Origin of the sequence: Psychromarinibacter sediminicola (genome assembly GCF_029168335.1) — a bacterium.
Lineage (GTDB): Bacteria > Pseudomonadota > Alphaproteobacteria > Rhodobacterales > Rhodobacteraceae > Psychromarinibacter > Psychromarinibacter sediminicola.
Window position 1 is genome coordinate 1 of sequence record NZ_JARGYC010000010.1, and the last position, 20,778, is coordinate 20,778.

21 protein-coding genes are annotated in these 20,778 nt (G+C 69.1%); 8 read left to right on the forward strand and 13 right to left on the reverse strand.

Features of this window, described 5'->3' with window-relative positions:
* Nucleotides 1-34: 34 nt before the first annotated feature.
* The 7 genes from P1J78_RS05500 to glpD all read right to left on the reverse strand — a co-directional run bounded on the left by P1J78_RS05500 (nucleotide 35) and on the right by glpD (nucleotide 7,672).
* Nucleotides 35-1,759 carry an ABC transporter substrate-binding protein gene (locus tag P1J78_RS05500; protein ID WP_275566325.1) on the reverse strand — a complete coding sequence of 575 codons (1,725 nt, stop codon included), beginning with the start codon at nucleotides 1,757-1,759 and terminating at the stop codon, nucleotides 35-37.
* Between the two features lie 84 nt (nucleotides 1,760-1,843).
* Entirely contained in the window at nucleotides 1,844-2,116 is a 273-nt protein-coding gene (locus P1J78_RS05505; RefSeq protein ID WP_275566326.1) for a DUF2160 domain-containing protein, read from the reverse strand.
* Nucleotides 2,117-2,138: 22 nt separating this feature from the next.
* Entirely contained in the window at nucleotides 2,139-2,981 is an 843-nt protein-coding gene (locus tag P1J78_RS05510) for a carbohydrate ABC transporter permease (protein WP_275566403.1), read from the reverse strand.
* Between the two features lie 12 nt (nucleotides 2,982-2,993).
* Nucleotides 2,994-3,863 carry a carbohydrate ABC transporter permease gene (locus P1J78_RS05515; protein WP_275566327.1) on the reverse strand — a complete coding sequence of 290 codons (870 nt, stop codon included), beginning with the start codon at nucleotides 3,861-3,863 and terminating at the stop codon, nucleotides 2,994-2,996.
* Nucleotides 3,863-4,963, reverse strand: coding sequence for an ABC transporter ATP-binding protein (locus tag P1J78_RS05520; protein WP_275566328.1), 1,101 nt, complete (start codon nucleotides 4,961-4,963; stop codon nucleotides 3,863-3,865). Before P1J78_RS05520 ends, P1J78_RS05515 begins: the two co-directional genes overlap by 1 nt.
* An 11-nt stretch (nucleotides 4,964-4,974) precedes the next feature.
* The gene (locus P1J78_RS05525; RefSeq protein ID WP_275566329.1) at nucleotides 4,975-6,063 is read right to left on the reverse strand and encodes an ABC transporter ATP-binding protein; all 1,089 of its coding nucleotides are present in this window, start codon (nucleotides 6,061-6,063) and stop codon (nucleotides 4,975-4,977) included.
* Between the two features lie 13 nt (nucleotides 6,064-6,076).
* Nucleotides 6,077-7,672, reverse strand: coding sequence for a glycerol-3-phosphate dehydrogenase (gene glpD / locus P1J78_RS05530; protein ID WP_275566330.1), 1,596 nt, complete (start codon nucleotides 7,670-7,672; stop codon nucleotides 6,077-6,079).
* A 252-nt stretch (nucleotides 7,673-7,924) separates the two neighbouring features.
* On the opposite strand from glpD, the gene P1J78_RS05535 reads away from it, so the two are divergent.
* The 5 genes from P1J78_RS05535 to P1J78_RS05555 all read left to right on the forward strand — a co-directional run bounded on the left by P1J78_RS05535 (nucleotide 7,925) and on the right by P1J78_RS05555 (nucleotide 11,280).
* On the forward strand, nucleotides 7,925-8,725 hold the full coding sequence (locus tag P1J78_RS05535) for a DeoR/GlpR family DNA-binding transcription regulator (protein WP_275566331.1): 801 nt from the start codon (nucleotides 7,925-7,927) through the stop codon (nucleotides 8,723-8,725).
* A 348-nt stretch (nucleotides 8,726-9,073) separates the two neighbouring features.
* Nucleotides 9,074-9,607, forward strand: a complete 534-nt coding sequence (locus tag P1J78_RS05540) for a hypothetical protein (protein WP_275566332.1) — start codon at nucleotides 9,074-9,076, stop codon at nucleotides 9,605-9,607.
* The gene (locus tag P1J78_RS05545) at nucleotides 9,604-10,110 is read left to right on the forward strand and encodes a hypothetical protein (RefSeq protein WP_275566333.1); all 507 of its coding nucleotides are present in this window, start codon (nucleotides 9,604-9,606) and stop codon (nucleotides 10,108-10,110) included. The genes P1J78_RS05540 and P1J78_RS05545 overlap by 4 nt, the downstream gene beginning before the upstream one ends.
* Before the next feature lie 22 nt (nucleotides 10,111-10,132).
* Nucleotides 10,133-10,843 (forward strand): isochorismatase family protein, encoded by a 711-nt coding sequence (locus tag P1J78_RS05550; protein WP_275566334.1) that lies wholly within the window; start codon nucleotides 10,133-10,135, stop codon nucleotides 10,841-10,843.
* A 5-nt stretch (nucleotides 10,844-10,848) separates the two neighbouring features.
* Entirely contained in the window at nucleotides 10,849-11,280 is a 432-nt protein-coding gene (locus tag P1J78_RS05555) for a hypothetical protein (RefSeq protein WP_275566335.1), read from the forward strand.
* A 245-nt stretch (nucleotides 11,281-11,525) separates the two neighbouring features.
* Here P1J78_RS05555 and P1J78_RS05560 read toward each other — a convergent pair whose 3' ends face one another.
* From P1J78_RS05560 to P1J78_RS05585, 6 genes are read right to left on the reverse strand one after another with little or no spacing between them, the layout of a single operon-like run.
* Complete coding sequence (locus P1J78_RS05560) at nucleotides 11,526-11,888, reverse strand: EutQ-related cupin domain-containing protein (protein WP_275566336.1); 363 nt, start codon at nucleotides 11,886-11,888, stop codon at nucleotides 11,526-11,528.
* Nucleotides 11,885-13,318 carry an NAD(P)/FAD-dependent oxidoreductase gene (locus tag P1J78_RS05565; protein WP_275566337.1) on the reverse strand — a complete coding sequence of 478 codons (1,434 nt, stop codon included), beginning with the start codon at nucleotides 13,316-13,318 and terminating at the stop codon, nucleotides 11,885-11,887. The genes P1J78_RS05560 and P1J78_RS05565 overlap by 4 nt, the downstream gene beginning before the upstream one ends.
* On the reverse strand, nucleotides 13,309-14,478 hold the full coding sequence (locus tag P1J78_RS05570; RefSeq protein ID WP_275566338.1) for an amidohydrolase: 1,170 nt from the start codon (nucleotides 14,476-14,478) through the stop codon (nucleotides 13,309-13,311). Before P1J78_RS05570 ends, P1J78_RS05565 begins: the two co-directional genes overlap by 10 nt.
* A complete protein-coding gene (locus P1J78_RS05575) occupies nucleotides 14,475-15,272 on the reverse strand; it encodes an ABC transporter permease (RefSeq protein WP_275566339.1) in 798 nt (265 codons plus the stop codon). The genes P1J78_RS05570 and P1J78_RS05575 overlap by 4 nt, the downstream gene beginning before the upstream one ends.
* The gene (locus tag P1J78_RS05580) at nucleotides 15,269-16,426 is read right to left on the reverse strand and encodes an ABC transporter permease (protein ID WP_275566340.1); all 1,158 of its coding nucleotides are present in this window, start codon (nucleotides 16,424-16,426) and stop codon (nucleotides 15,269-15,271) included. The genes P1J78_RS05575 and P1J78_RS05580 overlap by 4 nt, the downstream gene beginning before the upstream one ends.
* 53 nt (nucleotides 16,427-16,479) lie before the next feature.
* Nucleotides 16,480-17,529: an ABC transporter substrate-binding protein gene (locus P1J78_RS05585; RefSeq protein ID WP_275566341.1), complete on the reverse strand. Its 1,050-nt coding sequence runs from the start codon at nucleotides 17,527-17,529 to the stop codon at nucleotides 16,480-16,482.
* Nucleotides 17,530-17,649: 120 nt separating this feature from the next.
* Here P1J78_RS05585 and P1J78_RS05590 point away from each other — a divergent pair, with 120 nt between their 5' ends.
* From P1J78_RS05590 to P1J78_RS05600, 3 genes are read left to right on the forward strand one after another with little or no spacing between them, the layout of a single operon-like run.
* Nucleotides 17,650-18,981 carry an aspartate aminotransferase family protein gene (locus P1J78_RS05590; RefSeq protein ID WP_275566342.1) on the forward strand — a complete coding sequence of 444 codons (1,332 nt, stop codon included), beginning with the start codon at nucleotides 17,650-17,652 and terminating at the stop codon, nucleotides 18,979-18,981.
* 1 nt (nucleotide 18,982) lies between these two features.
* Nucleotides 18,983-19,684 (forward strand): GntR family transcriptional regulator, encoded by a 702-nt coding sequence (locus P1J78_RS05595; protein ID WP_275566343.1) that lies wholly within the window; start codon nucleotides 18,983-18,985, stop codon nucleotides 19,682-19,684.
* Nucleotides 19,684-20,772: an ABC transporter ATP-binding protein gene (locus P1J78_RS05600; protein ID WP_275566344.1), complete on the forward strand. Its 1,089-nt coding sequence runs from the start codon at nucleotides 19,684-19,686 to the stop codon at nucleotides 20,770-20,772. The genes P1J78_RS05595 and P1J78_RS05600 overlap by 1 nt, the downstream gene beginning before the upstream one ends.
* Nucleotides 20,773-20,778 lie beyond the last annotated feature (6 nt).

The window sequence follows — 20,778 nt, forward strand, 5'->3', positions numbered from 1 at the left end:
CGGAGCGCGCGGGGCGCTCCGGCCGGCGGGCAGCTTACTGCCAGGACTCGATGAGTTCTTCGTACCGCACGGTGACCGGTTCCGGATCCTCGTTGTCGAGTTCCGGCTTGGGCGCACCCGGCTCGTTGAGCCAGTATTCGGGGTCGCGCTCCTCGTTCAGCTCCGGCCCGAGATCGCCCTGGACCCCGGCCCGCTCAAGCCGCTCGAGAACGCTCTCCTGGTCCTCGCACAGCGCGTCGAGGGCTTCCTGCGGGGTCTTGGCACCGGACATGGCGTCGCCGATGTTCTGCCACCACAGCTGCGCCAGCTTCGGGTAGTCGGGAATGTTGGTCCCGGTCGGCGACCACCGCACGCGCGCCGGCGAGCGGTAGAACTCGACCAGCCCGCCCAGCTCCGGGGCCCGCTCGGTGAAGCTCTCGTGGTTGATCGTGGACTCGCGGATGAAGGTCAGGCCCTCGTGGCTCTTCTTCACGTCCACCGTCATCGAGGTGACGAACTGGGCATAGAGCCAGGCCGCCTTGGCACGGTCGACCGGGGTCGATTTCATCAGCGTCCAGGAGCCGGCGTCCTGGTAGCCGACCTTCATGCCCTCTTCCCAGTAGGCACCGTGCGGGCTCGGCGCCATGCGCCAGCGCGGGGTGCCGTCCTCGTAGAGCACGGCATCGGCGCCCTCGCCCACCATGTCGGCGGTGAAGGCCGTGTACCAGAACATCTGCTGGGCGATATTGCCCTGTGCGGGCACCGGGCCGGCCTCCGAGAAGGTCATGCCGGCCGCGGCCGGCGGAGAGTATTTCTCCAGCCACTCGATCGCCTTTTCGACGGCATAGACCGCCGCGGGGCCGTTGGTCGCGCCGCCGCGATCCACGCAGGAGCCGACGGGCTGCGAGTTCTCGTTCACGCGGATGCCCCATTCGTCGACCGGCAGGCCGTTGGGCTCGCCCACGTCGCCCATGCCGGCCATGGACATCCAGGCGTCGGTGTAGCGCCAGCCGAGGCTGGGGTCCTTCTTGCCGTAGTCCATGTTGCCGAAGACCCCCTCCTCGGGGCCGCCGACATAGGACATGTCGCGCCCGGTGAAGAATGCGGCGATGTCCTCGTAGGCCGACCAGTTCTGCGGCACGCCCAGCTCGTAGCCGTATTCCTCTTCGAAATCGGCCATGGTCTGGGGATCGGTGAACCAGTCGTGGCGGAACCAGTAGAGGTTCGCGAACTGCTGGTCGGGCAGCTGGTAGAGCTTGCCGTCCGGCCCTGTCGTGAACTCCAGCCCGATGAAATCGTCGAGGTTCAGGTTGGGGTTGGTGACATCGGCCCCCTCGCCCGCGATCCAGTCGGTCAGGTTGCGGGCCTGCTGATAGCGCCAGTGGGTTCCGATCAGGTCGGAGTCGTTGATGTAGGCGTCATAGACGTTCTGGCCGGTCTGCATCTGGGTCTGCAGCTTCTCGACCACGTCGCCCTCGCCGATCAGGTCGTGGGTCACCTCGATGCCGGTGATCGCGGTGAAGGCCGGGGCGAGAACCTGGCTTTCGTATTCATGGGTGGTGATCGTCTCGGAGACGACCGTGATCTCCATGCCCCGGAAGGGCTCGGCGGCGTCGATGAACCACTGCATCTCGGCCTCCTGCTCGGCCCGGGTCAGCGCCGACAGCTCGCCGATCTCCTCGTCGAGGAAGGCGATCGCGTCTTCCATGTCGGCCATCGCCGGGCCTGCGAGCGCGAAGAGCGCGGCCGTCGCGGTGGTCAGTTTCAGCTTGCGGTTCATATGATATCCTCCCTTTGAACCATCGTGCGAGGGGGTCTTGTTGCGTGGCCGGCCCCCTCCTTTTCCGGCCGTGTCAGCGCCTGCCTAGACCCAGCGGAAAACCGCGAGGGCGTAGGCGAGGCAGACGATGAGGGCATAGGGTTGCTGTGCCCCCACGATCCCGAGCCAGGCCAAGTTGATGAAGGCCGAGCCCACGAGCGTGATGAAAAGCCGGTCACCGCGTGTCGTCTCGATCCGCAGGATGCCGCGGCGCGGGGTCTCCGGGAACTTGATCGCGAGCACCGAGAAGGTGATCAGCAGCCCGGCAATGACTATGAAGAAGATCGCCGTCGGCCAGGTCCATGCCATCCAGTCCATTGGAAGTCCTCCCCTTTTCGGCTTACACGCGGCCCAGGGCGAAGCCCTTGGCGATGTAGTTGCGGACGAAGTAGATCACGAGCGCGCCGGGCAGGATGGTCAGCACCCCGGCCGCGGCGAGGACGCCCCAGTCGATCCCGCTGGCGCCCTGGGTGCGGGTCATGATCGCCGCGATGGGCTTGGCGTTGACGGTGGTCAGCGTCCGGCTCAGCAGAAGCTCCACCCAGGAGAACATGAAGCAGAAGAAGGCCGCGACGCCGATGCCGCTGGCGATCAGGGGCATGAAGATCTTCACGAAGAAGCGCCCGAAGCCGTAGCCGTCGATATAGGCGGTCTCGTCGATCTCCTTGGGCACGCCGCGCATGAAGCCTTCCAGGATCCAGACCGCCAGCGGGACGTTGAACAGCGTGTGCGCCAGCGCGACCGCGATATGCGTGTCGAAGAGCCCGACCGAGCTGTAGAGCTGGAAGAAGGGCAGCGCGAAGACCGCGGGCGGGGCCATGCGGTTGGTCAGCAGCCAGAAGAACAGGTGCTTGTCGCCCATGAAGTGATAGCGCGAGAAGGCGTAGGCCGCCGGCAGCGCCACCGCCAGGCTGATCACCGTGTTCAGGGTGACGTAGATGATCGAGTTGACATAGCCCATGTACCAGGCCGGGTCGGTCAGGATCGTGGCGTAGTTGGCGAAGGTCAGATCGCGCGGCCACAGGGTGAAGGTGTTCAGGATCTCCGCGTTGGTCTTCAGGCTCATGTTCAGCAGCCAGTAGATCGGCAGCATCAGGAACACGAGGTAGAGGCCCATCACCACGATGCGGCTGTTGATCCGGGGCAGGCCCCGCGGGCGGATGTCCGGCTGGGTCGCGGTCATGTCGGCCATGGGTCAGCCCTCCTGCTTATCGAGGTTGGTCATCACGGTGTAGAACACCCACGAGACGAGAAGGATCACGAGGAAATACATGATCGAGAACGCCGCCGCGGGGCCGAGGTCGAACTGCCCCAGCGCCATCTTCACGAGGTCGATGGACAGCAGCGTGGTGGCGTTGCCCGGTCCGCCGCCGGTGACGACGAAGGGCTCGGTGTAGATCTTGAAGCTGTCCATGAAGCGCAGCAGGATCGCGATGGTCAGCACGCCGCTCATCTTGGGCAGCTCGATGTAGCGGAACACCTTCCAGCGGCTCGCCTGGTCGATCTTGGCCGCCTGGTAGTAGGCGTCGGGGATCGACTTGAGCCCGGCGAAGGCCAGAAGCGCCACCAGCGACGTCCAGTGCCAGACGTCCATGACGATCAGCGTCACCCAGGCATCCAGCGTGTCCTGCGTGTAGTTGTATTCCAGCCCGAGCGCGTCGAGCGTGTAGCCGAGAAGACCGATATCGACGCGGCCGAAGATCTGCCAGATGGTGCCGACCACGTTCCACGGGATCAGCAGCGGCAGCGACATCAGCACCAGGCAAACCGTGGACCAGGCGCCGCTTTTGGGCATGTTCAGCGCGACGAAGATGCCCAGCGGCACCTGGATCACCAGAATGATCCCCGAGAACATCATCTGGCGCCACAGCGCGTTCCACATCCGCTCGGAGGCGAGCATCTCCTCGAACCACGCCAGCCCGGCCCAGAAGAACTGGTTCTGACCGAAGGTGTCCTGCACCGAGTAGTTGACCACGGTCATCAGCGGGATCACCGCCGAGAAGGCGACCAGCAGCAGAACCGGAAGAACCAGGAACCAGGCCTTTTGATTGACGGTCTTGTTCATCACGCGGCCTCCCCGGCAGGTGTGGTGCGCTCCGACGGGGCGACCCGCCAGTCGTCGGCGTAGACGTTGACGTGGTCCGCGTCGAAGGTGACGCGGTTCATGTCGGCGCCGACATGGTCGTCCTCGCCGGCTATGATGTTGATGTCGTGGCCGAAAAAGTCGGCCCGGACGACCTTGTGCCGGCCGACATCCTCGACCCGGCGCACCTTTACCGGCAGGCCCTCGGCCTGCGACAGCCGCGCGTATTCCGGGCGCACGCCGATCTCGAGCTTGCCCTCCTGCGGCCGGTAGGCGTGGCCCAGTTCGATCTCTGTGCCGTTGACGATGGCCTTGTCGCCCTCGATCCTGGCCGGGATCACGTTCATGCCCGGCGAGCCGATGAAATAGCCCACGAAGGTATGCTCGGGCTGCTCGAACAGCTCTTCGGGCGTGCCGATCTGCACCACGCGCCCGTCATGCATCACGACGACCTTGTCGGCGAAGGTCAGCGCCTCGGTCTGGTCGTGGGTGACGTAGATCATGGTGTGGCCGAAGTCGCGGTGCAGGCTCTTGAGCTGGGTGCGCAGCTCCCACTTCATGTGCGGGTCGATCACCGTCAGCGGCTCGTCGAAGAGCAGCGCGTTGACGTCCTGGCGCACCATGCCGCGGCCGAGGCTGATCTTCTGCTTGGCGTCGGCGGTCAGCCCGCGCGCCTTGCGGCGCAGCATGTCCTCCATGCCGATCATGCGCGCGATCTCCTGCACGCGCTCGGCGACATAGGCCTCGTCCCGGCCGCGGTTGCGCAGCGGGAAGGCCAGGTTGTCGCGGACGGTCATGGTGTCGTAGACGACCGGGAACTGGAACACCTGGGCGATGTTGCGTTCCGTTGTGGGCGCATGGGTCACGTCGTGCCCGTCGAACAGGATACGCCCCTGGCTGGGCTGCAACAGCCCCGAGATGATGTTGAGAAGGGTCGACTTGCCGCAGCCCGACGCCCCCAGCAGGGCATAGGCCGCCCCGTCCTGCCAGTCGTGGTTGAGCTCCTTGAGCGCGTAGTCCTCCTCGGATGCCGGGTTGGGCAGGTAGGAATGCGCGAGATTGTCGAGCGTGATCTTGGCCATCGGTTCCTCCCTCAGGCGGCCAGCGCGTAGGCGGCAGGGGCGACGAGCCCGCCATCCTCGGCGAAGACGTAGACATGGCGCGGATCCAGCCAGACGCTCAGCTCTTCGCCCAGCGTCAGGTCGTGTATCCCGTGGATCAGGCCGACCCAGCGCTCGCCGTGGTGGTCCAGGTGCACGAAGGTCTCGGACCCGGTCAGTTCGGTGACGTTGAGCGTGGCGCGGAACCGCATCGCGTCGGCGGTGTGCCGGTCGATCTCCAGGTGGTTGGGCCGGAACCCGGCCGTGTAGCGCCCGTCGGCCAGCTCGGCCAGCTTGCCCGCGGCCGGGGCGCTCTGGCCCTCGCCGAACATGATGCGGTCGCCGGTCTTGGAGATCGGCAGGAAGTTCATCGGCGGATCGCTGAAGACCCGCGCCGTCGTCGCGTCGACCGGCTGGCGATAGACTTCGGGGGTGGGGCCGAACTGGGTGATGGCCCCCTCCCATAGGGTGGCGACGTTGCCGCCCAGCAGCAGCGCCTCCTCCGGCTCGGTGGTGGCATAGACGAAGATCGAGCCCGCCGCCTCGAAGATCTTGGGGATCTCGACGCGCAGTTCCTCGCGCAGCTTGTAGTCCAGGTTGGCCAGGGGCTCGTCGAGCAGCACCAGGCCCGCGTCCTTGACCAGCGCCCGCGCCAGAGCGCAGCGCTGCTGCTGGCCCCCCGACAGTTCGAGCGGCTTGCGCTCCAGCAACGGGGTCAGCTGCATCAGCTCGGCGCTTTCGCGGACGCGGCGGTCGATCTCGGCGCGGTCGAGGCCCAGCAGCCGCATCGGCGAGGCGATGTTCTCGAAGACGGTCATCGAGGGATAGTTGATGAACTGCTGGTAGACCATGGCGACCTTGCGGTCCTGCACCCGCATCCCGGTCACGTCCTCGCCGCGCCAGTAGACGCGGCCGCTGTTGGGGACGTCCAGCCCGGCCATGAGCCGCATCAGCGAGGTCTTGCCCGACAGCGTCGGCCCGAGGAGCACGTTCATCGTGCCCTTCTCCAGCGTCAGGTCCGTGGGATGGATGTGCACCTGGCCCTCCACGCTCTTGGTCACCCCTTTCAGTTCAAGCGTCATCCCGGTCTCCTCCTCATTCCGCGGCGTCGGCGCGGCTGCCGGTCTCGGCCATCCAGTCTTCCAGCGTCGCGACCTGGGCCGGGTCCAGCCTCAGGCCGAGCTTGTTGCGGCGCCAGATCACGTCCTCGGCGCGGCGCGCGAATTCGCGGGACATCAGCCAGCGAAGCTCGGCCTCGGTCAGGGTCGCGCCGAAGTCGCGGCCGAGGTCGCCGGCGTTCGCCGCGTCGCCCAGGATCGCGCGGGCCTCGGTGCCGTAGGCGCGCACGAGCCGCAGTGCCCAGTCGTGGGACAAGAACGGGTAGTCGCGGCGCAGGCCGGCCATCAGATCCGCCACGCCATCGACGGGAAAGTCGCCGCCCGGCAGCGGCACGCCGGCCGTCCAGGGCCCGCGGGACACGGGCAGGTGGTCGCCGATCCGGCGCAGGGCGCTTTCGGCCAGCCGCCGGTAGGTCGTGATCTTGCCCCCGAACACGTTGAGCACCGGCGCCCCGCCGTCGGTCTCGACCTTGAGCGTGTAGTCGCGCGTGGCCGCCGTCGCGCTGCTCGCCCCGTCGTCGTAAAGCGGGCGCACGCCGGAATAGGTCCAGACGATATCCGCCTCGCCCAGCTGCCGTTCGAAGTAATGGTTCGCGAAATCAAGCAGATAGCGGCGTTCGGCGGGCGTGCATTCGGGCTTTTTCGACGGATCGTCGTGTTCGGCGTCCGTGGTGCCGATCAGGGTGAAGTCGCGCTCGTAGGGAATGGTAAAGATGATCCGGCCGTCGGTGCCCTGCAGGAAGTAGCACTTGTCGTGATCATAGAGCTTGCGGGTCACGATATGGCTGCCGCGGACCAGGCGCACCCCGTCGCCGGAATTCAGCCGGACCTTGGACTGGATCACGTCGCCCACCCAGGGCCCGGCGGCGTTGACCAGCATCCGGGCGCGGTGGCTGGCGGTGTCGCCGGTTTCCGTGTCGCGGGTCTCGATGCGCCAGATGTCGCCCTCGCGGCGGGCGCCGACCATCTGCCGGCGGGTCAGGATTTGCGCGCCGCGCGCCGCGGCGTCGCGGGCGTTCAGCACGACCAGGCGCGAATCCTCGACCCAGCAGTCGGAGTACTCGTAGGCCTTGGCGAAACGCTCCTGCAGCGGCGCGCCCTCTGGGGCGTCTCTGAGGTCGAGCGTCGTCGTGCCCGGCAGGATCTTGCGCCCGCCCAGGGTGTCGTAAAGGAACAGGCCCAGCCGGATCAGCCATGCCGGGCGCCGCCCCTTCGTCCAGGGCATCGCGACGGAGAGCAGCTTCGAGGTCGGCGTCTCCGCATCGAAGCGCATGTCCGCGTGGTACGGCAGCACGAACCGCATGGGCCAGCTGATATGCGGCATGGCGCGCAGCAGGGTCTCGCGTTCGACCAGAGCCTCGCGGACCAGCCGGAACTCGAAATATTCCAGATAGCGCAGCCCGCCATGGAACAGCTTCGTCGAGGCCGAGGACGTGGCCGAGGCAAGGTCGTTCATCTCGACGAGCGTCACCGAGAGCCCGCGGCCCGCCGCGTCACGGGCGATGCCGCAGCCGTTGATGCCGCCACCGACGATAAAAAGATCGCTGATCCCGGTATCCGAACGGTTCGCCACGCGGCCCTCCTCCATGCGCGTCCTGCCACGAAACTGTGACGAAGAACGAAAAAACGCAAGTTGTTTGTTTTCGTAAATGTTCGAAACGGATTTTTGTGAAGGTTTTCCGGGCCTTGTGGGGCGCTACGGACCGAACCGCCGCCGCCGGACGGGCCAAACCCAATTCGCTGTTGCCATTTTCGCCCATGTGTTGATTCTGTTGACAGCCGTTCCGTTGGGCGCGGCGCCGGGCCGAAACGAACGCGAACGAAAATGTCACAGACCCTCCGCCACCCCGAGATCCTGGAGATCGCCCGCCGCGACGGGAAGGTCACGGTCGAGCGGCTGGCCGCGCATTTCGGCGTCACGCTGCAGACCATCCGCCGCGACCTGACCGACCTGGCCGAGGCCGGCCGGCTGGACCGCGTGCATGGCGGCGCGGTCCTGCCGTCGGGGACCAGCAATATCGGCTACGAGGAGCGCCGCGCTCTCAATGCCGACACCAAGCGCGCCATTGCCCGGGCCTGCGCCGCCGACATCCCCGACGGCATCTCGCTGTTTCTCAACATCGGCACCACCACCGAGGCCGTCGCCCGGGAGCTGCTGCACCACCGCGATCTGCTGGTCGTCACCAACAACATGAACGTCGCCAACATCCTTGCGGCCAACACCGATTGCGAGATCGTGGTGACCGGCGGCCAGCTGCGCCGCGCCGACGGCGGGCTGGTGGGCCCGCTGGCCACCGGGACGATCCGCCAGTTCAAGTTCGACTGCGCGGTGATCGGGTGCTCGGCACTGGATGCCGACGGCGACCTGCTGGATTTCGACATCCAGGAGGTCAGCGTCAGCCAGGCCATCCTGCGCCAGTCCCGCCGCACGGTCCTGGTGGCCGACCACACCAAGCTGTCGCGAACCGCCCCGGTCCGCATCGCCTCGCTCGCCGACCTGGACGCGATGTATTCCGACGCCGACCTGCCCGAGAAGCTGGCGGCGGACTGCGAGGGATGGGCCACGGAAGTGGTCCGCTCCTGGGTCGTCGATGACGCAGGACCATCGTGGCAGGAGCCTGGGTGAGCCATTGCCCGGCTGCGAGGGGCTGCGACGGGTTTCCGATGGGGCGACCGGCCGCGCCGATCTCCTTCGCGCTTTACTGATCCTCTGAGGACGTCCAGAGCCGCCTTCCTGCCGCGGGTCTTCGCGAAGCTGTCGAGGCGCGCGCCCTCGGGGTCGGCGGCCCTGCCCGCCAGATACGCCGACATCTTGCCCTCCGACGATGTGGTCGAATATCTGAACGGATTAAGTCAAGGTATGTCCGACCTTCCCTCCGGTGCCGGCATGAGTCGTGCCGCCGGGTGAGCCTCCGGAAGGAACGAAGCCGCCGGTACGGCGCCGGCGGCCGCCCAGCCTGGAGCCGCATTGCGCATGAAGATTGCCAAGACCGACATCGTGTTCATCGCCCTCGCCCTTGTCACCGGAACGCTGTGCCTGCTGCTCAAGGGGCCGCCCGCCGTGCTGGAGGCGCTGAGCCATGCCGGCTTGCTGCTTCTGGGGATCCTGCCGCAGCTGGCGGCGGGTCTGCTGATCGGCGGGCTGGTGACGCGGCTGGTCAGCAAGGAGCGCGTCGCCGGGATGCTCGGCGCCGGGTCGGGGGCGCGCGGGCTGGCGCTGGCCACGCTGGCCGGAGCGCTGACGCCGGGCGGGCCGTTCACCTCGTTCCCGCTGGTCTACGCGCTGTGGACGGCGGGGGCGGATGCGGGCGCGCTGATCGCCTACATAGCCGCCTGGTCGCTTTTGGGGTTCAACCGCCTGATCGTCTGGGAACTGCCGCTGATGGGGGCGGAGTTCACCTGGATCCGCCTCGTCGCCTGCCTGCCGCTGCCGATGCTCGCGGGCCTGCTGGCGCGCTACATCTCGCGGCTGCGCGCCTTCGAACTGGCGAAGGCGCCCGCGGAATGATCGCCGCCGTCGTCTTCATTTGGCTCGCCGTCTTCGTCCTTGCCGCCTTCGTCTGGCGGCGCGAGGGGCGACAGGGCCTCGTCCATGCCGGGGACACGGCGCTCGGAACCGCGAAGACGCTGATGCTGCGGCTGCCCTTCGCGCTGCTCGCGGCGTCCTTTCTGGTGCAGATCGTCCCGGTCGCCGTGCTCAGCGACCTGATCGGCGCCGAGTCCGGCGTCCTGGGCATCCTGCTGGCCTCCGGCATCGGCGGGTTGCTGCCGGGCGGACCGATGACCTCGTTCCCCATCGCCATCGTCTTCATGCAGGGCGGCGCCGGCCTGCCGCAGCTGGTCGCGCTGATCGCCGGCTGGTCCGTCTTCGCCCTGCACCGCCTGCTCGCCTACGAGGCGCCGATCATGGGCTGGCGCTTCGTCGCGCTGCGCATGGCGTCCTGCGCCGCGCTGCCGCTTCTCGCCGGGCTGTTCGCCGAGGTGCTGGTCGTGCTGGCCGGCATCGACTGACCGGATACACAAGGAGACCGCAATGACCCCGGACCGCTTCGAAGACCACGCCTGGAAGGACATCGTCCCCGACGACCTCCTGCAGATCTATTCCGCCTACACGCGCGAAACCTTCGTCGGCCCGAGCCCGGCGCTCTTGCTGATCGACCTCTACAACCTCGCCTACCGGGGCGGGGCGAAACCGCCGGTGGAGTTGCAGGACGACTATCCCAGCAGCTGCGGGATCCATGCCCACGAGGCGATCGAACCGACCAGGCGCCTGATCGCCGCCGCCCGCGCGGCAGGCGTTCCGATCTTCTACTGCACCAGCGACTTCCGTCCGATGAACGCGCCCAGGGGCGTCGGCCCCACGCGGCGGAACATGCGCCCGACGACCGCCGAGGATTTCGAGATCTGGCCGGACTTCGCGCCGGAAGAGGGCGACGTCGTCATCAAGAAGCAGCGCGCCAGCATCTTCGCGGGCACGCCGCTGATCTCGCACCTGAACATACTGGGGGTGCAAAGCGTCATCGTCTGCGGCGAGACCACTTCGGGCTGCGTAAGGGCCTCCTGCGTCGACGCCTATTCGAACGGCCTGCACGTCTCGCTGGTCGAGGAATGCACGTTCGACCGGCACGACCTGATCCATAAGGTCAATCTCTTCGACCTGCACCACAAATACGCGGACGTGATGCATGTCGACGAGGTGGTGGATCACCTTGACGCCGCGAAGGACACGCGGGCGGCCGAGTGAACGGAATGCGCGACGAGATCGCCCGGCACGAGGACGCACCGCTCCTGCGGGGGGCGGGCCGCTACACCGACGACACCCGCCCGGACGGCTGCGCCGAGATGGTGTTCCTGCGCAGCGATGTGGCCGCCGGCCGGATCGCGCGGCTGGACGTGGCCGCGGCCCGCGCGATGCCTGGCGTTCGGGCCGTGCTCGGAGCGGCGGAGATGGCGGCCGCCGGGGTCGGTCATCTCGGCCCGTCGCGTCTGCCCGCCACGTCCGACGGTCAGGCCGTTCATGTACCGCCCTACCCGCCCCTGGCGGACGGGGCGGTGCACTATGCGGGCCAGCCGATCCTCGCAATCGTCGCGGACAGCCGGGTGCAGGCGCTCGACGCCGCCGAGGCGGTGGAGATCGACGTGCCTTGCGCCACGCGGCCGACGAGGTTCTGGATCGGCTGACCGACGCCGCCGCCGCCCATTTCGGGGTGCCGCGCGCGGAGGTGAGTTTCTCCGACGGCCTGTTCCGGGCGCCCGACACGAACCGCGCGATCAGCGTCGCAGAGCTCGTCCACGCCCGGCAACTCGACCTGTCGGCCGGGAAGGGCAGAGCCATTGTCCGAACCGAAACCGGGTCTCATAGCTCTGACAGCTCCGGTCGTGATCGCCCGCGCCTGGGCGCACCAAGCCGGACCCGCCGCCTTTCCCTACGGCTCCTCGACCCCCTGGCGCGCCGCCCAGTCGACGGGATAGAGCGCGTAGAAATACTCCGCCCGCCCCTCGGCGATATAGCGCAGCGACGTGCCCTTCGGCAGCCAGACGATGTCGCCCGGCGCGCAGTCGTGGCGGGTGCCGTCGAACTCGACCGTGAGCCGGCCCGAGTGGATGAACAGCACCTCGTCATAGGTGACGGTCCAGTCGATCGTCACGCCATCCAGCACCTCAATGCCCGCGCCCATGTGACGGCTGAGCGGCGTGCCGATCTCGCGCGCGATCATCGTCGTGCCCGTCTCGGTGACGGCGGGTTTCAGGTGGCGGTCGGCGGCGTGGAACACCTGCGCTCCGGTCATGGCTGATCCTCCTTGATGTTGGCCTTCGACGGCGTGACGCCCGAGGGCGCGAGCCCTGCCAGCACCCGCCAGGGGGCCGCGGGCCGGCGACCCGATTGTTCCGCCCGGTCCTGCGCCCGGACCGCGTGGCGCACGACATGCGCGCCGAGAAACCGGAACGGCTCGGGCGGGAAGCCCCGCCGGATCGGCCGCACCAGCGGCGTGCCCATCAGCGGGGTGTCGCGCTCCAGGATCATGTCGGCGATCAGCCGGCCGCCCAGGCAGGTCATGCCGATCCCGTTGCCCGAGAAGCCGTAGCCGTAGAGAATGCGCGGATTGCCCGCGAACCGCCCGAAGAGCGGCAGGCCCGAGGCCGTCCGGTCGATGGCGCCGCGCCACGCCGTTGCCAGCGGGAAGTCCGCCAGCGCAGGGTGGCCGAACCGCAGCGCGGCGCGGATGGCCTCGACCCGCGGCGAGGGCGCGTCGAAGCGCCGGTCCACCCGCCCGCCGAAGCCGATGGCGCCGCCGGTGACGCCGGCGTTCAGCCGGCCGTCCCGGGTGACCCGCCAGCCCGCGACGAAAACGCGGCTGTCGATCATCAGCGGCCCGCGCGTGTAGCCGGCGCTCTCCAGGGTCTCGGGCATCGGCTCGGAGGCGCAATCGTCGGAGGCGATGTTGAAGATCGCCGGGGCGAGTTCCGGGATGCCCGCGGAATGCGCGTTGATCGCAAGGACGAGATGCCCCGCCCGGACGGTGCCCCCGGCTGTAGTCACGACCGGCTCCCCCTGCCGGGTAAAGCCGGTCATCGCGCTACGCTCGTGGATGCGCACGCCTCGCCGCAGCGCCGCCGCCCGCAGCCCCCGCGCCAGAAAGCCGGGATGCACCGTCGCCGCCGTCGCGTCGAACACGCCGGATACCATCGCCCGGCTGCCCGTCATCGCCGCGATCTCCTCTCCGCTCACCCGGCGGGCGGGCGGCGGGGCGCCGAGCCTGTCGTGGCGGTCCAGCGCGTCGGTCCAGGCGCCGTCCTGCGCCGCGCAGGTCGCGCCCCAGACCCAGCCGACCGGATCGAACCAGCAGTCGATCCCCTCCTCGGCGCAGAAATCGCGGATCTCGCCGATCATCTCGGTGGAGGCGCGGATGACCTCCAATGCCGCCGCACCGGTCCCGTGCGCGGCGAGCGCCCCGATTTTCGACCAGGCCGACAGCAGCATGCCCGAGTTCCGCCCGCTCGGCCCGCCGCCGCAGATATCGCGTTCCAGCAGCACAACGGACCGCCCCGCATCGGCCAGCCGGATCGCGGTCCACAACCCCATGTAGCCGCCCCCGACGACGCAGACATCCGCCTGCACCGTGCCGTCGAGCGGCGGCTCAAGGGCGCGATCTTCGGCCAGCGCCTGTCGCAGCCAGTGCGACGGGCGCGCCGCCACGTCGGCATCGCTCAGACGCATCCCGTCCTCCGCTCCACCAGGCGCACCCAGAGCGCCGCGCCGATCGTCAGCAGGCGGTCGTTGAAGTCGAAGCGCGGGTCGTGGCAGACCGCGCGATGGTCGTCGTCGCCCTGGCCGAGCAGGAAACAGCAGCCGGGGCGCTCGGCCAGCATGAAGCCGAAATCCTCCGACCCCATCTCGGGCGGAGGATCGACGGTGACGGCCGCCGCGCCGAAAAGGTCGCGGGCGGCGGCGATGACGTGATCGGCCTCCGCGTCGCTGTTGCGGGTGACGGCGAAGGGCGAGGCATAGTCGAGCCGGGCCGTCAGCCCCTCCGCCTCGGCCTGCGCGGCGACATGGCGGCGCAGCGCGGCTTCGAGCGTGGCGCGGGCCTGCTCGTCCAGGGCGCGAATGGTGCCGGCCAGGCGCACGCGGTCGGGGATGGCGTTGAAGGCCTCGCCGCCGCGGATCGCGCCGACGGTCAGCACGGCGGGCCGGCGGGCGTCGGTGACGCGGGCCGGCAGGCTTTCCAGCGCCAGCAGCAGCCGCGCGGCGGCGGGGAGCGGGTTCTGCGCGCGGTGCGGCTCCGCCCCGTGTCCGCCCTGCCCCTCCAGCACGATCTCGAACCGGTCGGCCGCGGCAGCCATCGGGCCGTGATGAACGATCACCTGCCCCAGCGGCGCATCGCAGTTGTGGGCGGCATAGATCTCGTCGCAGGGGAAGCGGTCGAAAAGGCCGTCCGCCAGCATCGCCCGCGCCCCGCCCAGCCCTTCCTCGGCCGGCTGAAAGATGAAACGCACGGTGCCCGCAATGTCCGGCGCCGCCGCCAACGCCCGCGCCGCGCCCAGGAGCATCGCCATGTGGCCGTCATGCCCGCAGGCATGGCTGATCCCGTCGCGGCCCGAGCACCAGTCGCGCCCCGAAGCCTCCTGCATCGGCAGCGCGTCCAGCTCCGCCCGCAACCCGATGGCGCGCCCGTCCCCGCGCGTGCCGCGCAGGGTGGCGACGACGCCCGTGCCGCCCACCCCTTCGGTCACCTCCAGCCCGAAACCGCGGCAGAGCGCCGCCACCCGTGCCGCCGTCCCGCTTTCCTCGAAGCCGAGCTCGGGCGCGGCGTGAAAGGCCCGGCGCCATTCGGTCATCTCGGCCTCCGCCGCCCTGACGGCGTCCATCCGGTTCATCTCCCCCGCCTCCGTCCGCGCGACTGGAGCCAGCCGAGCAGCGCCAGCAGCAGCGCCGAGAAGGTCATCAGCACCACCGAGACCGCCGCCACCGCCGGGCTCACGCTTTCGCGCACGCCCGAGAAGATCATCCGCGGCAGCGTCCGGTCGGCGCCGACCGAGAGGAAGCTGGCCACCACCACCTCGTCGAAGGAGATGATGAAGGCGATGATCGCCCCCGCCGCCACCCCCGGCGCGATCAGCGGCAGCAAGATCTCGAAAAAGCCCCGCAACGTGCCCGCCCCGAGGGACGCGGAGGCGCGCAGCAGGTTGCGGTCGAAGGTGGTGAGCGAGGCCGCGACGGTCGACACGACCACCGGCAACGCGATGGCGGCATGGATCAGCGCGATCGAGACGCGGTCGCCGACCAGCCCGATGCGCGAGAAGAAGAAATAGGCCGCGACGCCGACGATCACGATCGGCGTGACGATCGGCGCGGCGAGGATGGCGGAGACGATGCGCTTGCCGGGGAAGCGGCCCCAGGCCAGCGCGATGGCGGCCGGAATACCCAGCGTCAGCGCCAGCAGGGTCGACAGCGCGCCGACGATCATCGAGACCTTCAGCGCCGCCAGCCAGCGCCCGTCGGCGATCAGCTCCTCGTACCACCGCAGCGAATAGCCGCGCACCGGGAACTGAAGCGTGTTGCCCGAGGTCAGCGACATCGGGAAGACCAGCAGGAGCGGCGCCAGCATGTAGCACAGGATCAGCGCCGCCAGGGCGTACATCGCGACGGAGCGGAGGCGCGCCGCGCTCATGCCGGCACGCTCCGCCGCGCGAGCGCACGCAGCGCCAGCCCGGTCAGCGTCATCGCCGCAAGCAGGGCCAGGACCTGCACCGACAGCGCCGCCGCCAGCCCCCAGTTCAGCGTCCGGTTGGTGTAGAAGGCGATCATCGACGAGATCATCTGGTCGCCCGGCCCGCCGACCAGCAGCGGCGTCACGTAATAGCCGATGGCGAAGACGAAGACGATGGCGCTGCCCGCCATCAGGCCCGGCAGGATCAGCGGCAGCTGCACCGTCCGCCAGGCGGTGAACCACGGCGCCCCCAGCGACAGCGCCGCCTTCATGTAGCTCGGCGGCACCCGGCGCATGACCGAGACGACCGAAAGGACCATCAGCGGCAACAGCACCTGGATCATCGCGAGGTAGAGCGAGAAGCGCGTGTAGATCAGGGTCATCGGCGCGTCGGTCAGCCCGGTCGCCACCAGCGCGGCGTTCACCGGCCCGTTGCGTTGCAGGACGATGATCCAGATCACCGTGCGCACCAGCAGCGACGACCAGAGCGGAAAGAGCACGAGGGCGAAGAGCACGCGGCTCCAGCCCGGCGGCGCGGCGGTGATGGCGCTCGCCAGCGGCAGGGCGAGCAGCGCGCAGGCGGCGGTGACGACGACCGAGATCCAGACGGTGCGGCCGAGCAGCTGGCGGAAGAGCGTCGCCTCGGGCGGCGCCTGCGCGATGTCGCCGGCGGCGTCGCGGCGCAGGTCGAGCGCGGCCAGCAGGTGGTAATCGGTCAGCCGCCCGCCATTCGCGGCGATGGTCCGCCAGATCTCAGGGTCCGCCCAGTCCGGGTGCGCCGCCAGCACCGCGGGCTTGAAGGGCGCCGCGAACTCGCCCCGCGCCGCGTCGCGGGCGGTCTTGATGACGAGGAACCGGGTGCCGACCATCCGCTGGTTCAGCGCCTGCGCGATCAGCGCGTCCTGCTGCGCCGTGCGCGCCGCCGCCAAGTCCGCGACGAGCGCGGCGAAGGCGGCCTCGCCGGGCACCTCGCCCTCGGCCGGCGGTTCGGCGTCTAGAGCGGCCACGGTTCTCGACAGCCCCAGCCCCAGCTCGGCATTGTCGACCGCCAGCGACAGGAACCGCGCGACCGGCACCACGAAGACCGCCAGCACGAAGACGAGTGCCGGCAGCACGAGAAGGGCGAGCAGACGCTCGCCCCTCCGCCCGGATACGCCGACAGCCGGCGTCACTGCCCGAGCCAGGCCTTGAAGCGGGCTTCGAGTGCTTCCTTGTTCTCGACCCAGAAATCGGTGTCGTACTCGACGCCGTGCGGCGCGTGCGCCGGCGAGGACGGCAGGTGTTCGAGCTGCTCGGCCGAGACGAACTCCGCCGCCTCCCTGCGCCCGGTGCCGTAGGCGTAGAGCCTGGAGAACCCGGCCTGGTGCTCGGGCTCGGAGAACCATTTCACCAGCTCGATCGCCGCCTCCTCGTTCGGGGCGCCGGCCACCACGGCCCACATGTCGGTACCGTAGAAGAACCCGGCCTCCCACGCGATACCCCAGTTCTTGCCTTCGTTCTGCACCTCGTTGGTGACCCGCGCGTTGTATAGGTCGGTCATGACCACCTCGCCCGAGCTGAGGTTCTGCACCGCCTGGGTCGTCGTGTTCCACCACACGATATGGTCGCGGATCGAGTCGAGCTTCGCAAAGGCCCGGTCCACGCCTTCGGGCGTCGACAGCACCTCGTAGACCTCGTCCGCCGGCACCCCGTCGCCCATCAGGGCGTTCTCGAGCGTGTATTGCGCCTGCGCGAGCACGCCGCGCTTGCCCGGGATCGCCTCGACATCGAAATAGTCGGCCCAGCTCGTCGGTTCGGTCCCGCCGACCGCGTCCTTGTCATAGGCCAGCACCGTGGCCCAGGTGTCCGACGCCACGCCGCATTCGTGCAGCGTGCCGGGAAGATAGCTGTCGGCCGGGCCGGTGATCTCTTCGCTCAGCGGAACGAAGAGCCCCTCGGCGCAGCCGATCTCGACCGAGGGCGCCTCGGCGGCGACGAGGTCGTAGGTGATGTTGCCCGACTGGACCTGCGCCCGGACCTTGGCGAGCTCGCCCGCCCATTCCTCCATGACGATGGTGTGGTCGGTCTCTCCCTCGAAAACGTCCCAGACGCCTTCCTTGTAGGCCTCGTCCCAGGTGCCGCCCCAGCCGACCACCGTGATCTCGGCCGCATGGGCCGGCACGGACAGTGCTGCGAGGACGGCAGTAAGCGCCGCAAGGCGCGGTGTGGTCGTCATCATCTTCGGTGCTCCCCGTTTTGTTTATTTGATCAAATTAGAGCATGATTCCTGCTTGCGGCGCAAGAGCCAACGTGCAAGCCTATATTTAATGGACGATCCGATAGGGAATTTTTTGATCCAATGTCGCAGGAACCGGCCCCCGCATTGCTGAATTCCGGCCTCGAATCGGCGCTGGAGGATGCCCGCGCCCGCCTGGCCGCGGCGCATCCGCAAAGCCTGGCGCGGCACCGGGCGGCGGCGGCGGCCCTGCCCGGCGGCAACACCCGGGCCGTGCTGTATTACGACCCCTTCCCGCTCACCTTCACCGGCGGGGCGGGCTGCCGCGTCACCACGCTGGACGGGGTCGAGATGGTCGACTTGGTGTCGGAATACTCCGCCGGGCTCTACGGCCATTCCGATCCGGTGATCGCCGCGGCGCTCAAGACCGCGGTGGACGGCGGCATCGCGCTCGGGGCGCCGAACATCGTCGAGGCGCGCTATGCCGCGGCGCTGGTCGACCGGTTTCCGGGCTTCGAACGGGTGCGCTTCTGCAACTCCGGCACCGAGGCCAACATCATGGCGCTCTCGACCGCCCGCGCCGTCACCGGACGCGGCACGATCATCGCCATGGCCGAAGGCTATCACGGCGGGGTGCTGACCTTCGCGCATGGCGGCTCGGAGCTGAACCTGCCCTTCCCCTTCGCCTTCGCGACCTACAACGACATCGCGGCCACCCGCGCCCTGATCCGCGAGCGCGCCGACGACCTGGCCGCGGTGATCCTGGAGCCGATGATGGGCGGCGGCGGCTGCATCCCGGCCGACCGCGAGTTCCTCGCGATGATCCGTGAAGAAACCCGGGCGGCGGGGGCGCTGATGATCCTGGACGAGGTCATGACCTCGCGCCTCGACTATCGCGGGCTGCACGGCGCGCACGGGATCGCGCCGGATCTCTTGACGATGGGCAAGTACCTCGGCGGCGGGGCCAGCTTCGGCGTCTTCGGCGGCCGCGCCGAGATCATCGACCGGTTCGATCCGTCCCGGCCCGGCGCCTTCTCGCACGGGGGGACGTTCAACAACAACGTGCTGTCCATGTCGGCCGGCTATGCCGGTTTCATGAACGTGCTGACCGAACCCGCCGTCGCCGCGATGAACGACACCGGCGAGAGGCTGCGCGAGGGGATCGCGGCGGCGCTCGACCGGCACGGGCTGGCGGCCTGCGTCACGGGACGCGGCTCGCTGATGAACATCCATTTCGTTCCCGGTCCGATCACGACGCCCGCGCCGCTGGATGCGGCCGATCCCCGGCACCTGTCCCTGCTGCATGCCGAGCTTCTGCTGGCGGGGTTCCACATCGCGCCGCGGGGGATGATCGCCCTCTCGCTGCCCTTCGGCGACGGGGACGCGGCGGAGTTCCTGGCCGCGCTCGACACCATCCTCGCCGATCACGCCCGCCACCTGCCCCGGAGACCCTGACGTGTCCGATCCCGCCGACCTGACCGCCGCGCCCCATGTCACCGCGCAGACCCATGTCTACAACGCGCTGCGCCGAATGCTGATGGACGGCCGCGTGGAACCCGGCGAGCGCCTCGTCGTGCGCGACCTGGCGGAGCGCTTCGAAACCAGCGCCATGCCGGTGCGCGAGGCGCTGCGGCGGCTGGTGGCGGAGGATGCCGTCACCGACACCCCGAACCGCGGGGTCGTGGTCCCCCAGGTCACGGTCGAGGCGGTGACGGACCTGGTGCGCATCCGCTGCATGATCGAGGGCAGCGCGGCGGAATGGGCCGCGGCGACGATGACCGGCCGAGAGGTGGCGGCGGTGGTCGCGATCAACGACGAGATGGAGGCGCGGATCGAGCAGGGGCTGACCGAAAGCTACCTCGCGCTGAACCGCGACTTCCACTTCGCCATCTACCGCGCCGCGCGGTCGGACACGCTGATACAGATCATCGAACGGCTCTGGCTGCGCGCCGGGCCCTGGCTGAACGTGATGCGCGAGGATGCGACCATCCGCTTCGGCTTCGAGCATCACCGCGACATCCTGGCCGCCCTGCGCGCCGGCGACGGGCCGCGGGCCCGCCAGGCGGTAGCGCTCGACCTGTCCGACGCGGGCGAGGTCATCCTGCGCCGGGTGGCCAAGGCGGCCGCACCGGCACCGTCGCGGAAAAGCCCGCAATGATGAGCGACACGTCCGTGCAGGGCGAAGACCATGTGGTCTTTCGCGAGGTCAGCAAGAGCTACGGCGCGGATGCGCTCGCGGTGAACCGACTCGACCTGGCCGTCCGGCGCGGCGAGTTCCTGACACTGCTCGGCCCGTCGGGTTCGGGCAAGACGACGGCGCTGATGATGCTCGCGGGGTTCGAACAGCCGACCGCGGGCGAGATCGAGATCGACGGTCGCCGCATCGACCGCGTCCCGGCCAACAAGCGCGACATCGGTCTGGTCTTCCAGAACTACGCGCTGTTCCCGCACATGACCGTGGCGCAGAACCTCGCCTACCCCCTGCGCGTCCGCAGGACGCCGCGCGACGAGATCGACCGCCGCGTGGACGCCATGCTGGACCTCGTGCAGCTGCCCGGCCTTCGCGACCGCCGGCCCGATCAGCTGTCAGGCGGTCAGCAGCAGCGCGTCGCCGTGGCGCGGGCGCTGATCTTCGAACCCTCGCTGGTGCTGATGGACGAGCCGCTCGGCGCGCTCGACAAGCAGCTGCGCGAACAGATGCAGTTCGAGCTCAAGGCGATCCACGACCGGCTCGGGGTCACGTTCGTCTACGTCACCCACGACCAGACCGAGGCGCTGACCATGTCCGACCGGGTCGCGGTGTTCTGCGACGGCGAGGTCCAGCAGGTCGCCGAACCCCGCGCGCTCTACGACCGGCCCGAGACCAGCTTCGTCGCCGGCTTCATCGGCGAGAACAACCGCCTGCCGGGCGTGCTGTCCGCCCGGGGCCGGGTGACGCTGGATCTCGGCCAGGAGATCGCGGTCGACGCGGTCGAGGGCATCGCACCCGGCGAGCGCGTCGTCGTTTCGGTCCGGCCCGAGCGGATCAGGCTGCTGGACCCGCAGGGCCGCGCGGAAGTCGAGCTTTCCGCCACCCTGCGCGAGGCGATCTATGTCGGCGACCACCTGCGCCTCGTCCTCCGGCCCGACCAAGGCGATCCCATCGTCGTGAAGGCGCCGGCCGAGACCGGCCGCGCCGAACGTGACGCCGGCACGGAGGTGCGGCTGGGCTGGGCCGCCCGTGACGGCCGCGCCCTGAAGCCCTGAGGAGGA

Bases quoted from the DNA above. Each gene is read 5' to 3' on its own strand.
- P1J78_RS05500 (WP_275566325.1), bottom strand. From the start codon at position 1,759: ATGAACCGCAAGCTGAAACTGACCACCGCGACGGCCGCGCTCTTCGCG.
- P1J78_RS05505 (WP_275566326.1), bottom strand. From the start codon at position 2,116: ATGGACTGGATGGCATGGACCTGGCCGACGGCGATCTTCTTCATAGTC.
- P1J78_RS05510 (WP_275566403.1), bottom strand. From the start codon at position 2,981: ATGACCGCGACCCAGCCGGACATCCGCCCGCGGGGCCTGCCCCGGATC.
- P1J78_RS05515 (WP_275566327.1), bottom strand. From the start codon at position 3,863: ATGAACAAGACCGTCAATCAAAAGGCCTGGTTCCTGGTTCTTCCGGTT.
- P1J78_RS05520 (WP_275566328.1), bottom strand. From the start codon at position 4,963: ATGGCCAAGATCACGCTCGACAATCTCGCGCATTCCTACCTGCCCAAC.
- P1J78_RS05525 (WP_275566329.1), bottom strand. From the start codon at position 6,063: ATGACGCTTGAACTGAAAGGGGTGACCAAGAGCGTGGAGGGCCAGGTG.
- P1J78_RS05535 (WP_275566331.1), top strand. From the start codon at position 7,925: ATGTCACAGACCCTCCGCCACCCCGAGATCCTGGAGATCGCCCGCCGC.
- P1J78_RS05540 (WP_275566332.1), top strand. From the start codon at position 9,074: ATGAAGATTGCCAAGACCGACATCGTGTTCATCGCCCTCGCCCTTGTC.
- P1J78_RS05545 (WP_275566333.1), top strand. From the start codon at position 9,604: ATGATCGCCGCCGTCGTCTTCATTTGGCTCGCCGTCTTCGTCCTTGCC.
- P1J78_RS05550 (WP_275566334.1), top strand. From the start codon at position 10,133: ATGACCCCGGACCGCTTCGAAGACCACGCCTGGAAGGACATCGTCCCC.
- P1J78_RS05555 (WP_275566335.1), top strand. From the start codon at position 10,849: ATGCGCGACGAGATCGCCCGGCACGAGGACGCACCGCTCCTGCGGGGG.
- P1J78_RS05560 (WP_275566336.1), bottom strand. From the start codon at position 11,888: ATGACCGGAGCGCAGGTGTTCCACGCCGCCGACCGCCACCTGAAACCC.
- P1J78_RS05565 (WP_275566337.1), bottom strand. From the start codon at position 13,318: ATGCGTCTGAGCGATGCCGACGTGGCGGCGCGCCCGTCGCACTGGCTG.
- P1J78_RS05570 (WP_275566338.1), bottom strand. From the start codon at position 14,478: ATGAACCGGATGGACGCCGTCAGGGCGGCGGAGGCCGAGATGACCGAA.
- P1J78_RS05575 (WP_275566339.1), bottom strand. From the start codon at position 15,272: ATGAGCGCGGCGCGCCTCCGCTCCGTCGCGATGTACGCCCTGGCGGCG.
- P1J78_RS05585 (WP_275566341.1), bottom strand. From the start codon at position 17,529: ATGATGACGACCACACCGCGCCTTGCGGCGCTTACTGCCGTCCTCGCA.
- P1J78_RS05590 (WP_275566342.1), top strand. From the start codon at position 17,650: ATGTCGCAGGAACCGGCCCCCGCATTGCTGAATTCCGGCCTCGAATCG.
- P1J78_RS05600 (WP_275566344.1), top strand. From the start codon at position 19,684: ATGAGCGACACGTCCGTGCAGGGCGAAGACCATGTGGTCTTTCGCGAG.